Origin of the sequence: Brevundimonas albigilva, assembly GCF_023503965.1 — a bacterium.
Lineage (GTDB): Bacteria > Pseudomonadota > Alphaproteobacteria > Caulobacterales > Caulobacteraceae > Brevundimonas > Brevundimonas albigilva.
The window spans coordinates 2,521,270-2,534,451 of sequence record NZ_CP097298.1; the positions used below are offsets into that span (position 1 = coordinate 2,521,270).

Sequence of the window (13,182 nt, forward strand, 5' to 3'; positions counted from 1 at the left end):
GTATATCAGGCCGCTATATGGGACGGACCCTCCGTCTCGCAAGAAAACCTGCGAAGACTTCCCTGATGCCGCTGCACATCCACGACACCCTGCGCCGTGAAAAGCGCCTGTTCGAACCGCGCGATCCGAACCGGGTGACCCTCTATGTCTGCGGCCCCACGGTCTATGACTACGCCCACATCGGCAACGCCCGTCCGCCGGTGGTGTTCGACGTGCTGGTCCGCCTGCTGCGCCGCACCTATGGCGCGGACAAGGTGATCTACGCCCGCAACGTCACCGACGTGGACGACAAGATCAATCAGAAGGCCGCGAAGGAAGGCGTGCCGATCGGCCAGGTCACGGCCCGTTACGAGGCCGCCTATCTGGCCGACATGGGCCTGCTGAACGTCAGCCCGCCCGACCTTGCGCCTCACGTCACCGACTACATCCCCGCCATCGTCGACCAGATCCAGGCCATCGTCGACGCCGGCTGCGCCTATGCGGCCGAGGGTCATGTGCTGTTCGACGTCTCCTCCTATCCGTCCTACGGCGCCCTGTCGGGCCGGAACCTGGACGACATGATCGCCGGCGCCCGCGTCGAGGTCGCGCCGTATAAAAAGAACCCCCACGACTTCGTGCTGTGGAAGCCTTCCAAGGACGGCGAGCCGTCCTGGCCCTCGCCCTGGGGCGACGGGCGCCCCGGCTGGCACATCGAATGCTCGGCCATGATCGAACAGACCTTGGGCCTGCCGATCGACATCCACGGCGGCGGCATCGACCTGGTCTTCCCCCACCACGAGAACGAGATCGCCCAGGGCGTCTGCGCCCACGGCCACGCCCACGGCGACCGGGCCCACGACGAATACGCCCGCTACTGGATGCACAACGGCTTCCTGACCGTGGACGCCGAGAAGATGTCCAAGTCGATCGGCAACGTCCTGCTGCTGCACGACCTGGTCCAGGCCATGCCGGGCGAGGTCGTCCGCTGGGCGCTGCTGAGCGCCCACTACCGCCAGCCGCTGGACTGGAACCAGGCCCTGCTGGATCAGAGCCGCAAGTCGCTGGACCGGCTCTACGGCGCCCTGCACCGTTCGGCCGCGGTCCCGGCCGCCGACCTCGACCCGCCCGCCGACTTCCTGAAGTCGATCGAGGACGACCTGAACACCCCCGGCGCCATGGCGGCCCTGTTCGCCCTGTCCAGCGAGATCGAGCGCGCCATGACCGCCGGCGACCTGGACGCCGTGGCCCAGGCCAAGGGACGGCTGGTCGCCTGCGCCGACATCCTGGGCGTGCTGCAATCCGATCCCGGCGCCTGGCTGGAGGGCGAGGTCTCCGACGCCCTGCGCGTCGAGGTCGAGGCCCTGCTGGAGCAACGCGCCGCCGCCCGCGCCGCCAAGGACTGGCCCGAGGCCGACCGCATCCGCGACCGCCTGAACGAACTGAACGTCGTCGTCATGGATGGCCCGACCGGCGCGACCTGGCGCGCGAAGGGGTAGGCCACCCGTCTCCTCCCCATCGCCTGCGATGGGTGATGGAGGGCTCATGAAGCTCGTACATCCTTCTCCCTCCCCTTCATGGGGAGGGACGGCGGAGCGACGCGAAGCCCGGGTGGGGAAGCGTCAGACCCCGCTCACGCCCTTTCGGGCCCCACACCGATCGCTGACGCGACCGCCCCTCCCCATGAAGGGGAGGGAGAGGGGCGGACTCCACTCCCTCCCGTCATCCTCTCGCACCCTCCCTCCGTCATCCTCGGGCTTGACCCGAGGATCGGGCGCGGATCGGTCTGTGCGTCGCCTTCATGGCGCCAGCGGCTGAACCTCCGATCCTCGGGTCAAGCCCGAGGATGACGGGGTAGGGGATGAGCGGGAATGCGAGGTTGAACCCGCCAACTCTCCTACTGACGCTGGTCCGATCCCAACGATTCCAGCCCCTTCCCCGATTCTCGCCCCAATCATCCCGCCTGGGTTGGAAACGGCCGTATGATCCTCCCCGTCCCGTCGCACCGGAGGGCTCGTAAGGCCTGCGACCTTGCGGCGGCGGGAGCGGATGGAGCGGGGGCGGGTCTGCAACGACCCGCGCCAAACGGCGCACAATCGGCATACCGATACCAGAGCGCCTGGAGGGTCGAGGGGGATACTCGGCCGCACCCGGACGGTCTTCGCAGAGACCGCCGGCCCGCCGCAGGCTTATGGGGTTAGGCGATAAGACCGCCACCACTCGGCGCCCCGAGCTTGTAGCCAAAATCATCCGCGCGGAGCGTCGAACTTCGTCGAAACGGTAATCAACACACAGACCTCCGGGCGAAGGCCCGGCGCTCCGCCCAGCCCTCCAACAACTCCGCCCGGAACGGCGGGGACGCTTTCGCGCGCCTATTCCGCCTTTCGGATGAGCTCGTCCGCCAGATCCGCCGTCAGATAGCCGTCGGCCGTCCGTCCGTTGGCCAGTTGCCAGCGACGCAGCGCCGCGCGGGTGTTGGCGCCGATGACGCCGTCGACGCCCTTGGTGTCGTATCCCATCCGCGTCAGGGCGTTCTGGGCGCCGATGCGCTGGTCGCGGGTCAGCGGCGCGTCGTTGGGCCACGCCTTGGTCAGGGCGGGCTTGCCCTGAACTCCGTCCGCGATCAGCCCGATGGCCAGCGCATAGGAGACCGAGTTGTTGTAGCGGCGGATCACATAGTGGTTGGGCAGGGCCAGGAAGGCCGGACCGTTCGCGCCCTGGGGCAACAGGATCGTCGCCTCCTCGCGCGCCTCGGCGCCGTTCGGCGTCCCGCCCTGGGCCAGGCGCACGCCCTTGGCGGCCCAGTAGGCCCAGTCGTGCCTGGGCCCTTCCGCCTCGGCGTAGTCGAACCCCGCCGGCAGCGTCACCTCATAGCCCCAGGTCTGGCCGCGCTTCCATCCGGCCTGGGCCAGCAGGTTGGCGGCCGAGGCCAGGGCGTCGGCGTCGTCGCCCCAGATGTCGACATGGCCGTCGCCGTCCTGGTCGACGCCCAGCCGCAGATAGTTGTCGGGCATGAACTGGGTCTGGCCCATGGCCCCGGCCCAACTGCCCTTCAGCCCCGCGCGCTCGCGCCGGCCGTCCACGACGATGTCCAGGGCGTGCTTCAACTGCCCCTCGGCCCATTCGCGGCGGCGCCCGTCATAGGCCAGGGTGGCCAGCGAGCGGATCACGTCATAGTCGCCCTGCACCTGGCCGAAGGCGCTCTCCTGCGCCCAGATCCCGACCAGGATCTCACTGGGCACGCCGAACCGCTGCACCACCGACCACGGCACGCGATCGATGCGCTGCTTGGCCTGGGCGATGCGGACCGGCGTGGCCGCGTTCTGCACATAGACGCCGGCGGGGCGCGAGAACTCCGGCTGGTTGCGGTCCAGGCGCACCACGCTGGGATCGGGCGTCAGCCCCTCCATCTCGCGGGCGTAGGCCTCGCGCCGGGCGCTGCTGGCGCGGGCCAGGAAGCTCTGCTTCCAGCCGTTGAACCCCTGCTGGTCATAGGCGGCCAGGGGCGGCGTCGTCGGGGCGGGCGCCGGCTGGGGCGCAGGCGTCTGGGACGCGGGCGACGGCGCGGTGGCGGGCAGGGTCGGAAGCGGCGGCTCCGGCAGCATGGGCGCACAGGCCGAGACGCAGCCGATCAGAAGCAGGCGGGAGGAAAAGCGCATGGGAATCAACTTAAAGCGGCTCGCGCATCAGGGGAAATGACAACCGCGCGAAGGCCGCGCTTTGGCCGTCAAACGCCTGACGCGCGAAATCGTGCGTCCCGCCTCCCCATTTGCCGTTGTTAACCCTGAATTTTCTCGACCTGTTGGGTCGCTGCGGCGTAATAGCGCACCGTTCCCTCTGACGGCCTGATGGCGGAGTGGCGACGCGACGGGCGTGCAACCCCGTAAACCCTCCGTTCGACTCGGAGGTCAGGCCTCCATATTTTCTTGTGCTATCGCCCTTCGGGCTACTTGAGCACGTTGGGCGTGCTAACGCCCCTCCGGCTGCTGGAGCACGTCTTGAATCTCCCTCCCCGTCCGGGGAGGGTGGTCGCGCAGCGACCGGGTGGGGCCGGCCGGCAGGCCGCGCGACGGATCGTCGGCAGGTCGGGCCCCTCCACCCTCCCCACCCGGCTTCGCCTTCCCCAAGCGGGGAGGGAGAAGGACGGCGGGATTCACGCCCTTTCGGCTTGACGCGCGGGAGTCGCCTCTCTATACGCACCGCCTCCGCCGCGATCCCACGGGTCAGCGGCTTTTCTATTGGTTTCTCTCAGGACGTCCGACCATGAAGGTCCGCAGCTCGCTCAAGTCCCTGAAGACCCGTCACCGCGACTGCAAGGTCGTGCGTCGCAAGGGCCGGGTCTATGTCATCAACAAGACCGACCCGCGCTTCAAGGCCAAGCAGGGCTGATCAGCCCTGTTTCCGTGCGCCGCTTCGGCGGCGCGCGCGCACGGGATCTCGCTGACGATCCACAGGCTGCGGATGTTGTCCGCGGCCTTTTTCGTGTTCGCGGTTGAGCCGCGCGGGCCGGCATGGTTAGCGTCCGCGCCTGATTTCTGGAGTTCTCCCTCATGGCCGACGACGCCGCCTTCGACGCCTCGCCCGACGTCTTGACCGCCACGGCCCAGGGCCGCCTGCGCACCATCATCGAGCGGCTGGAGCGGCTCGAGGAGGACAAGCAGGCCGTCATGACCGACATGAAAGAGGTCTTCGCCGAGGCCAAGGGCGAGGGCTATGACGTCAAGGTCCTGCGCAAGGTCATCCGCATCAGGAAGCAGGACAAGGCCAAGCGCCAGGAGGAGGAGGCGATCCTGGACCTCTACCTCTCCGCCCTTGGCGAGGTCTGAGGCGCCCGGGCTTGAAGCGCACGCCCTTCAAGCCAGGCGGAGGCCTCTCGCGCCCGGGCGGCCTCAAGGGGGGCGGCTCCAAGACGCCGCCCAGCCCCTTCGAGGCGCAACGCGAAGCCGCCAAACGCGCCGCCCTCAACGCCCTGAAACGCGCCCGCCGCTCGGCCGAGAAGGCGGGCGTTTCGCTGTCCGAATGGGAGGGCGAGTTCCTCGAGTCCGTCAGCGACCGCGTCAAGACCCACGGCCGCGCCTTCGCCGACCCCGAAAAGGGCGCGCCAGGCCAGGCGCTGTCGGCCATGCAGGGCAGGAAGCTCAAGGAAATCACCGCCAAGGCCAAGGGCGAGGAGCCGAAGCGTCGGCGGGGGCGTAAGAAGGACGAGTGACGCCCCTCTCCGTCATCTCGGGCTTGACCCGAGGATCGGACCGCGAGGATGACGGAGTTGGGAGCGTGCAGGCGTTTTTAGAAGCGGCCTAGACCGGGGGAGTAATCACCCCGCCTCCTTCAGCTGCCCCTCCAGCCCCTGTTCGCGCACCTTGCGGTACAGCGTCGAGCGCCCGATCCCCAGGCGGCGGGCGATCTCGCTCATGTGGCCGGAATAGACCTCGATGGCGTGCTGAATCAGGTCGCGTTCGATGTCGTCCAGGGTCCGCAGATGGCCCCGGTCGTCCAGGATGCGGATCGGCTGGTCGGGCAGGGGCGGCAGGTCCCCATAGGCCGGCGCCGGCGCCGGGGCCTGAGCCTGGGACTGGGCCTGGACCTGGACCTGGACCTGGGGCATCGGCGCGGCGACGCCCGAGATGGCGGGGAAGTCGTGCGGCTGCAGGAAGGGCGCGTCGGCCAGGACGATGGCGCGGAACACCGCATTCTCCAGCTGGCGCACGTTTCCGGGCCAGTCGAACCCCTGCAGCATGGCCAGGGTCTCGGGCGCGCAGCCGGCGACGCGCTTGCCCTCCTCGGCGTTGAAGCGGGCGATGAAGTGCTCGACCAGGGCGGGGATGTCCTCGCGTCGGTCGCGCAGCGACGGGGCCTCGATCGGAAAGACGTTCAGCCGGTAGAACAGGTCTTCGCGGAAGGCGCCGTCCTTGACCTGCTGGTCCGGATCGCGATTGGTGGCCGAGACGATGCGCACGTCGATCTTCACCGGCCGCTTGCCGCCGACGGGGTCGATCTCGCCCTCCTGCAGCGCGCGCAGCAGCTTGACCTGAAGGTCCAGCGGCAGTTCGCCGATCTCGTCCAGGAACAGGGTGCCGCCGTCCGCCTCGCGGAACTTGCCCAGGGTCTTCTCCACCGCCCCGGTGAAGGCCCCCTTCTCGTGACCGAACAGGATCGACTCGGCCAGATTGGCGGGCAGGGCGCCGCAGTTGACCGCCACGAACGGCTTGCCCGCCCGGTCGCTGGCGCCGTGCAGGGCGCGGGCGATGACCTCCTTGCCGACGCCGCTCTCGCCGGTGATCAGCACGGGGATGGACGACTTGGCCGCCCGCGCGCCCAGCGCCTTGACCAGGCGCATCGGCGCGCTGTCGCCCACGATGTCGTCGAAGCTGGCGCGCCCTTGCGCCTTCTTGGTCAGGCGGCCGACCTCGGCGCTCAGCTGCGTCAGCTGCAGCGCGTTGGACACCCCGATCAGCAGCCGCTCGGGGCTGACCGGCTTGACGAAGAAGTCCTGGGCGCCGGCCTGCATGGCCTTGACCACCGCCTCGACCCCGGCGTTGGCGGTCAGCACGATCACCGGCGTGGTCACTCCCGCGCTGCGCAGTTCGGCCAGGCACTCCATGCCCGACATCTCGGGCATCACCATGTCCAGCAGCACCACGTCGGCGCCGCCGCCGCGCGTCATCCGGTCGATGGCCTCGCCCCCGCCGGAGGCGTGCACGACCGCATAGCCGTCGCGTTCCAGCACCGCCTGGATCAGGCGGCGCTGGGTCGGATCATCGTCGACGACCAGAACGGTCTTGGCCATGGAAACCTCGTCATCACCGGCGGCCGGCCTCGGACGGCCTGGCTCGTTTCGGGACGATTTCTACGGCGACGAGGTGAAAATGGCGTTGTGGGGCGTGGTGACCGGCGGGTTAATCGGCCTTCTCGCAGCGGGTTTCCGGTTGCAGCTGCATCCGCCGCCCGCCGACCACCAGGTCGGGCAGGGCCCCGGGGGCCGTGGCGACGCCCTTCCGGAAATCCGGCTCGATCCCGTCGCGCGCCCCAGGATCGCAGGCGGAGGCGTACCGGCCCAGCGCCAGCCACCGTCCGTCCTCGCCCTGGCCGAACGCCATCACCATGCGGGCCGTCGCGACCAGGACCTCGTCCCCGCCGTCGCCGTCGAGATCGAGGCGGCGCAGCACGCAGGCCTGCTCGCGGCCGCAGAAGATCAGCAGGTCGGACAGGGCTTGCGTCTGGGCGGCGAAGCTCTCCGGCACGGTCTGGCCGTCGACGGCGACGAGGCGCACGTCTCGGGCCTGGCGCCGCAGCTCGGCGGGACTGTCGAACACGCGCCTGTCTCGCTGCTTGGCCGCCTGGGCCAGCCCGGCCACCTGCGCATCTCCCGATCGCGTCAGCCGGTCCAGCGCGGCCCGGCCGGCCTTGCCGCTCTCGAAGCGCAGGAAGTCGAAATCGAAATCCCCGGCCGCCACCGCGCCGCGCTCCAGCCGCGCCGTCTGGTCGGCGACGGCCAGGCGCGCCGGGTCCAGCAGGGGGCTGAACAGGGCCAGGATGACCGCGACCGACAGCACGGCGGCGGCCAGGTTCGTCCGCTCCAGCGGCTTCATCCAGTCGCCCCGCCGCACGGCCGCCAGCAGATAGCCGGCCGCATAGGCCGCCCCGACCCCGGCGCAGGCCAGGGCGATGATCCGGTCCGGCGTCAGCCCGTGCTGGCCGATCCGCAGCATCAGGCCCCAGAAGGCCAGGCCGACCAGGGGGACCAGCAGCACGCCCCCGACCCGCGCCGTCCAGCGCAGCGCCGTCGGCGGCCGATTGTCGGGCCGCCCGTCCTGATAGGCGGTGTTGATCAGCACGATCAGCGCCGCCGCCGCCGACAGCACCAGGGCCGTCGCGCTGCGCGTGCCCCACAGACCTCCAGCCCGGTGAAGGGCAGGGCCGCCAGGAAGCCGGCGGTCAGCACCGCCATCACCGGCAGCAACCACGACAGCAGCATCAGCGCCACCGTCCGCACGCCCCGGATCAGGCCGTCGCGCACGTCGGTCAGCTGCACCGCCGTGGCGAAGGCCAGGCACAGCACCGGCATGGCGAACCACGCCTGGCCCAGCAGGTCGCCCAGGGCGTCGATCCCGATCACCCCGAACAGCGAGGCCCCCAGGTGCAGCAGCAGCCAGAACGTCCCGGTGAAGGCCAGCGACATCGCCAGCTGAACCCCCGCCTTCCACGCCGTGTCGAAATAGTCGGCGTAGGGCGCGATCCAGCGCCCGGCCCGCGCCGCCGGCGCGATCAGGTGATGGGCGATGAACAGGGCCGCCGCCCCGAACGCCATCGTCGGAAAGCTCAGGAACGGCGGCTGGGTCCAGCTGTCCAGCACCCGCCGGTCCACGTCGTGCCAACCCAGCAGGGCCAGGGCAGCGCCGCCGACGCCGTCCAGGTCGCCAGGGTGCGCGGCGACAGCCGCCCGACGCCCGCTAGCACCACCACCGGCGCATAGCCGGCCGCCAGCGCCAGGGCCCCGAACACCGCCGGCTGGGTGCGCGGCCACAGGCCATGCTCGCCCGCGAAATACAGCGCATAGAGCGCCAGGCCCTGGATCAGTCCGGTGATCAGCCGCGCGGCGAACAGCCGCCGCTCGCCGCCCAGGCCGATGCGTCCGCTGTCGTGCGTCAGGTCCATCCGTCTCTCCTTTGCGACAGGCTGGCACAACGAAAGCGTCGCGCGAAGGCCTCTCGCGGTTGCGACGCCGCCCGAAGGTCCCCACAACAGAGGCCATGAACGCCCCCTTCAAGACGCCCGAGACCGAAGCCCCGCTGTGGGACCTGTCAGACCTCTATGGCTCGCGCGACGACGCCCGCCTCGCCGCCGACATGACCCAGGCGCGCGCCCTGGTCGACGACCTGAACGGCCTGAAGGGGCGTCTGGCGGCCCAGCGCGCCGATCCGTCGGCGTTGGGCGCGACGCTGGATCGGGCGATCACCCTGTACGAACAGGCCTCGGACCGGCTGGGGGCGCTGGGCGCCTACGCCTTCCTGGCCGCCTCGACCGCGCGCGACGACGCGGGCGCGCAGGGGTTCGAGGCCGATGTGCGCGAGAAGATCACCGCCATCGCCACCCCGACCGTCTGGCTGACGCTGGAGATCAACCAGATCGACGACGCCGAGCTGGACGCCGCCCTGGCCGCCCATCCCGCCGCCGCCCGCTGGCGTCCCTGGCTGCGTCGCGTCCGCGCCATGAAGCCGCACGAACTGTCGGCTCAGCTTGAGACGTTCATCGCCGAGCGCGGCCCCATCACCGCCCAGTGGCCCCGCCTGTTCGACGAGCAGATGGCGGCCCTGCGCGCCCATACCGGACGAGGTGTGGCGGGTGGCGAGACCCTGACCCTGGCCGAGGCGCTGAACCGCCTGTCCGACGCCAAGCCCGCCCGCCGCAAGGCCGCCGCCGAGGGCCTGTCCGAGGCCCTGGCCGCCCGCGCCCCCACCATCGCCCTTGTGCTGAACACCGTCGCCGCCGACAAGGCGATGGAGGACCGCTGGCGCGGCTTCAAGCGCCCGGCCGACAGCCGCCACCTGGCCAATGAGGTGGACGGAGAGGCGGTCGACGCGATGGCCCAGGCGGTCGCCGACGCCTATCCCCGCCTGTCGCACCGCTATTACGCCCTGAAGGCCAGGGCGATGGGCAAGACGCGGCTGGACCATTGGGACCGCAACGCCCCGATCGAGACGGCCGCCCCGCGCGCCTTCACCTGGACCCAGGGCCGCGAGATCGTGCTGGACAGCTTCTCGGACCTGGGCGGCGACTTCGCCCAGCGCGCCGGCCGCTTCTTCGACCAGCCCTGGATCGACGGCCGCGCCCGGCCGGGCAAACAATCCGGCGCCTACGCCCACCCGGTCACCGCCGACCGCCACCCCTATGTCTTCCTGAACTGGATGGGAGAACGGCGCGACGTCCTGACCCTGGCCCACGAACTGGGCCACGGCGTGCACCAGACCCTGGCCGCCGAGCAGGGCACCCTGCTTGCCGACACCCCCCTGACCCTGGCCGAGACCGCCTCCATCTTCGCCGAGGGCCTGACCTTCGACCGCCTCTTGGCCACCGCGCCCAAGGCCGAACAGCGCGGCCTGCTGGCCGGCCGGATCGAGGACGGGCTGAACACCGTGGTGCGCCAGATCGCCTTCCACCGCTTCGAGACCCGCTTCCACGACGAACGCCAGAAGGGCGAGGTGCCGCAGCAGCGGATCAACGAACTGTGGCTGGAGGAAATGGGCGCCTCCCTGGGGCCGGCCGTGACGCTGAACCCCGGCTACGAACACTGGTGGAGCTATGTCAGCCACTTCGTGCATTCGCCCTTCTATGTTTACGCCTACGCCTTCGGCGACCTGCTGGTCGCGGCCCTGATGGAGGCGCGCCGCGCCGATCCGGCGGGCTTCACGCCGCTGTACCGCGACCTGCTGGCCGGCGGCGGAACCCGCACCTATGTCGAGGCGCTCAAGCCCTTCGACCTGAACCCGCGCGACCCCGCCTTCTGGAGCGTGGGCTGCCAGCGTCTGGAACGCCTGGTCGATCAGTTCGAGGCGCTGGGGTGATCGGAAGGCGCCGTCCGCCGCCGTCTTCGTGTTCCCTCTCTTCGTCATCCTCGGGCTTGACCCGAGGATCGGGCCTTGGGCGATAGGCGGCCTCGCCTTCCTCGCACCTGCTGCGTTCTCCTCCGAGCCTCGGATCAAGCCCGAGGATGACGGGGCGGGGCGTGTCTCTGATTGCGCGCCCGGGCTTGAGCGTCGCGCCCGCCCCGTTATAAGTCCGCCTAGAACGACTGGGGAATCTCATGGCCGAGCCGCACAATCCCGCCACCGCCGAAGCCGACGCCGACGCCAAGGCCTATGTCCACGGCGAAATGGCCATCAACGAGCAGGCCTCGACCTTCGATCTGTTCATGGCGATGACCAAGTGGGGTTCGCTGGGCGTGGCCGTCCTGCTGGTCTTCCTGGTCATGTGGTTCCATCCGGGCGGCAGCTTCATGGCCGGCCTGATCGGCGCCGTCGTCCTGGCGGTGGTCGGCTGGGTCGCCCTGAAGTCCAAGCCCCAGAGCCACTGATCCTTCCCAATTCCGCGCAAGATCGCCTTTGAATTCCGGTCTCTGATCGCTCGCCGGCGCGATCTGCGCGCCTGACCGGGGGCGTCTGCTAGGCTCGGATCGGTCGCGCGCGGGACGGGGATTTCACACGATTCACACTATTCATACGGTGTTTTTCCAGGCGCCGGGTCCGGCGCCGGACGCTCGCGCTTTGACCTGCCGCCTCCGACGGGCCTAACCTCGTTCTGAAAGAAGAACGAGGGGGATTGCTTGGCTGTCGCTGTCGCCGTCACCCGCGAACGTCGCGAGGGAGAAACACGCTGCGCCGTCACGCCTGAGACGGTCGGTCAAGAAGCTGATCGCCCTGGGCGCGACCGTGGCGGTCGAGGCTGGGACCGGCCTGGGCTCCTCCATCCCGGACGCCGACTACGCGGCCGCCGGGGCGACGGTGAAGCCGGACACCCGCGCGGTGCTGGATGGCGCCGACATCGTGCTCAAGGTGCGCGGCCCCACGGCCCAGGAGACCAGCGCCCTGAAGCCGGGCGCCGTCGTGGTCTCCATGCTGGACGCCTATCGCGACAAGGCGACGGTCGAGGCCCTGCGCGGCGCGGGCGCCACCGCCTTCGCCATGGAGTTCGTGCCCCGCATCACCCGCGCCCAGGTGATGGACGTGCTGTCGTCCCAGGCCAACCTGGCCGGGTATCGCGCGGTGATCGAGGCGGCCTACGCCTACGGCAAGGGCTTCCCGATGATGATGACGGCGGCCGGCACCGTCGCGGCCGCCAAATGCTTCGTCATGGGCGTGGGCGTCGCCGGGCTGCAGGCCATCGCCACCGCTCGCCGCCTGGGCGCCGTCGTCACCGCCACCGATGTCCGCCCCGCCACCAAGGAACAGGTCGAATCGCTCGGCGCCAAATTCCTGGCCGTCGAGGACGAGGAGTTCCGAAACGCCCAGACCGCCGGCGGCTACGCCAAGGAGATGTCCGACGACTACAAGGCCAAACAGGCCGAACTGACCGCCGGCCACATCGTCAAGCAGGACGTGGTCATCACCACCGCCCTGATCCCCGGCCGCCCGGCGCCGAAGCTGCTGACCGCCGCCCACGTCGCCTCGATGAAGCCCGGCTCGGTCATCGTCGACCTGGCGGTCGAGGCGGGCGGCAACGTCGAAGGTTCGAAGCTGAACGAGGTCGTGACCACGCCGAACGGCGTCTCCATCGTCGGCTGGTCGAACCTGCCCGGCCGCATCGCCGCCGACGCCAGCGCCCTCTACGCCCGCAACCTGACCGCCTTCCTGGGCCTTCTGGTCAAGGACGGCACGCTGACGGTGGACTTGGAAGACGAGATCCTGAAGGCCGCCGTCGTCACCCACGGCGGCGCCGTGGTGCATGAGGGGGTCAAAGGATGAGGATGCTGCCCAACTTCTCCCTCCCCATTTTGGGGAGGGCGGTCGGCGCGTCAGCGACGACCGGGTGGGGCGGCCGCAGGCCGCGTCCCCAGCCGTCCCCACCCGTCTGACGCTGCGCGTCAGCCACCCTCCCCAAGATGGGGAGGGAGAAAGGGCATAATGGAACACGTCGATCCCACCGTCTTCCGCCTGGCCATCTTCGTGCTGGCCATCTTCGTCGGCTACTACGTCGTCTGGAGCGTGACGCCGGCCCTGCACACGCCGCTGATGGCGGTGACCAACGCCATCTCCAGCGTCATCATCGTCGGCGGCCTGATCGCGGCGGCGGCGATGGCGGGAGAGGCGACCGGCCCCGGCGCCTGGGTCGCCAAGGGCGCCGGCGTCGCGGCCGTGACCCTGGCCAGCGTCAACATCTTCGGCGGCTTCATGGTCACGCGGCGAATGCTGGCCATGTACAGGAAGAAGGAACGGCCGGCGAAATGACCGACGCCGCCCACGTCGCCGTCGTCGCCTCCTGGATCGCCACGGCGATCGGGATCGGCCTGTGGCTGTGGAGCTGGTTCGGGACCAAGGTTCCGCTGCAGCGGCAGCGGCTGCATGACTGCGGCATCGTCTTGGTCTTCTCGGCCATACTGGTGCGGGTGGTGATGCAGGGGCGGCCGCTGGGCGTGTTCGAATGGGCGCTGATGTTCATCGGCCCCCTGTTCATCGCCGCCGCCCTGTGGCGGCTGGCGCGGACGCAATGAGA

At 70.0% G+C, this 13,182-nt stretch carries 13 protein-coding genes and 1 pseudogene; 9 read left to right on the forward strand and 5 right to left on the reverse strand.

Annotated features, from left to right (window positions below; all coding sequences use genetic code 11):
* Positions 1-65 precede the first annotated feature (65 nt).
* Complete coding sequence (gene cysS / locus MU852_RS13270; RefSeq protein ID WP_249749955.1) at positions 66-1,475, forward strand: cysteine--tRNA ligase; 1,410 nt, start codon at positions 66-68, stop codon at positions 1,473-1,475.
* A gap of 873 nt (positions 1,476-2,348) precedes the next feature.
* Here cysS and MU852_RS13275 read toward each other — a convergent pair.
* Positions 2,349-3,635, reverse strand: a complete 1,287-nt coding sequence (locus MU852_RS13275) for a lytic murein transglycosylase (RefSeq protein ID WP_249749956.1) — start codon at positions 3,633-3,635, stop codon at positions 2,349-2,351.
* Between the two features lie 604 nt (positions 3,636-4,239).
* Between MU852_RS13275 and ykgO the strand changes: the two genes are divergently transcribed.
* From ykgO to MU852_RS13290, 3 genes are all read left to right on the forward strand, one after another.
* Entirely contained in the window at positions 4,240-4,365 is a 126-nt protein-coding gene (gene ykgO / locus MU852_RS13280; RefSeq protein ID WP_031448545.1) for a type B 50S ribosomal protein L36, read from the forward strand.
* 161 nt (positions 4,366-4,526) lie between these two features.
* A complete protein-coding gene (gene gapR / locus MU852_RS13285) occupies positions 4,527-4,802 on the forward strand; it encodes a nucleoid-associated protein GapR (RefSeq protein ID WP_135063746.1) in 276 nt (91 codons plus the stop codon).
* A gap of 11 nt (positions 4,803-4,813) precedes the next feature.
* Positions 4,814-5,185 (forward strand): hypothetical protein, encoded by a 372-nt coding sequence (locus tag MU852_RS13290; RefSeq protein WP_249749957.1) that lies wholly within the window; start codon positions 4,814-4,816, stop codon positions 5,183-5,185.
* A gap of 105 nt (positions 5,186-5,290) precedes the next feature.
* On the opposite strand, the gene MU852_RS13295 is transcribed toward MU852_RS13290, so the two are convergent.
* From MU852_RS13295 to MU852_RS13310, 4 genes are all read right to left on the reverse strand, one after another.
* Positions 5,291-6,763 (reverse strand): sigma-54-dependent transcriptional regulator, encoded by a 1,473-nt coding sequence (locus MU852_RS13295; protein WP_249749958.1) that lies wholly within the window; start codon positions 6,761-6,763, stop codon positions 5,291-5,293.
* A gap of 109 nt (positions 6,764-6,872) precedes the next feature.
* Positions 6,873-7,838 (reverse strand): DUF4153 domain-containing protein, encoded by a 966-nt coding sequence (locus tag MU852_RS13300; RefSeq protein WP_249749959.1) that lies wholly within the window; start codon positions 7,836-7,838, stop codon positions 6,873-6,875.
* Positions 7,814-8,329: a hypothetical protein gene (locus MU852_RS13305; protein WP_249749960.1), complete on the reverse strand. Its 516-nt coding sequence runs from the start codon at positions 8,327-8,329 to the stop codon at positions 7,814-7,816. Before MU852_RS13305 ends, MU852_RS13300 begins: the two co-directional genes overlap by 25 nt.
* The gene (locus MU852_RS13310) at positions 8,296-8,631 is read right to left on the reverse strand and encodes a hypothetical protein (protein WP_249749961.1); all 336 of its coding nucleotides are present in this window, start codon (positions 8,629-8,631) and stop codon (positions 8,296-8,298) included. Before MU852_RS13310 ends, MU852_RS13305 begins: the two co-directional genes overlap by 34 nt.
* 95 nt (positions 8,632-8,726) lie before the next feature.
* Here MU852_RS13310 and MU852_RS13315 point away from each other — a divergent pair, with 95 nt between their 5' ends.
* The 5 genes and pseudogenes from MU852_RS13315 (at position 8,727) to MU852_RS13335 (ending at position 13,180) form a co-directional block, all read left to right on the forward strand.
* Positions 8,727-10,538: a M3 family oligoendopeptidase gene (locus MU852_RS13315; protein WP_249749962.1), complete on the forward strand. Its 1,812-nt coding sequence runs from the start codon at positions 8,727-8,729 to the stop codon at positions 10,536-10,538.
* A 239-nt stretch (positions 10,539-10,777) separates the two neighbouring features.
* Complete coding sequence (locus tag MU852_RS13320; protein ID WP_249749963.1) at positions 10,778-11,047, forward strand: aa3-type cytochrome c oxidase subunit IV; 270 nt, start codon at positions 10,778-10,780, stop codon at positions 11,045-11,047.
* Between the two features lie 249 nt (positions 11,048-11,296).
* Positions 11,297-12,434 (forward strand): annotated as a pseudogene (locus MU852_RS13325) (Re/Si-specific NAD(P)(+) transhydrogenase subunit alpha).
* Positions 12,435-12,593: 159 nt separating this feature from the next.
* Positions 12,594-12,917: an NAD(P) transhydrogenase subunit alpha part 2 gene (locus tag MU852_RS13330; protein WP_249749964.1), complete on the forward strand. Its 324-nt coding sequence runs from the start codon at positions 12,594-12,596 to the stop codon at positions 12,915-12,917.
* Positions 12,914-13,180 (forward strand): hypothetical protein, encoded by a 267-nt coding sequence (locus tag MU852_RS13335; RefSeq protein ID WP_249749965.1) that lies wholly within the window; start codon positions 12,914-12,916, stop codon positions 13,178-13,180. Before MU852_RS13330 ends, MU852_RS13335 begins: the two co-directional genes overlap by 4 nt.
* The last annotated feature ends 2 nt before the right edge of the window (positions 13,181-13,182 follow it).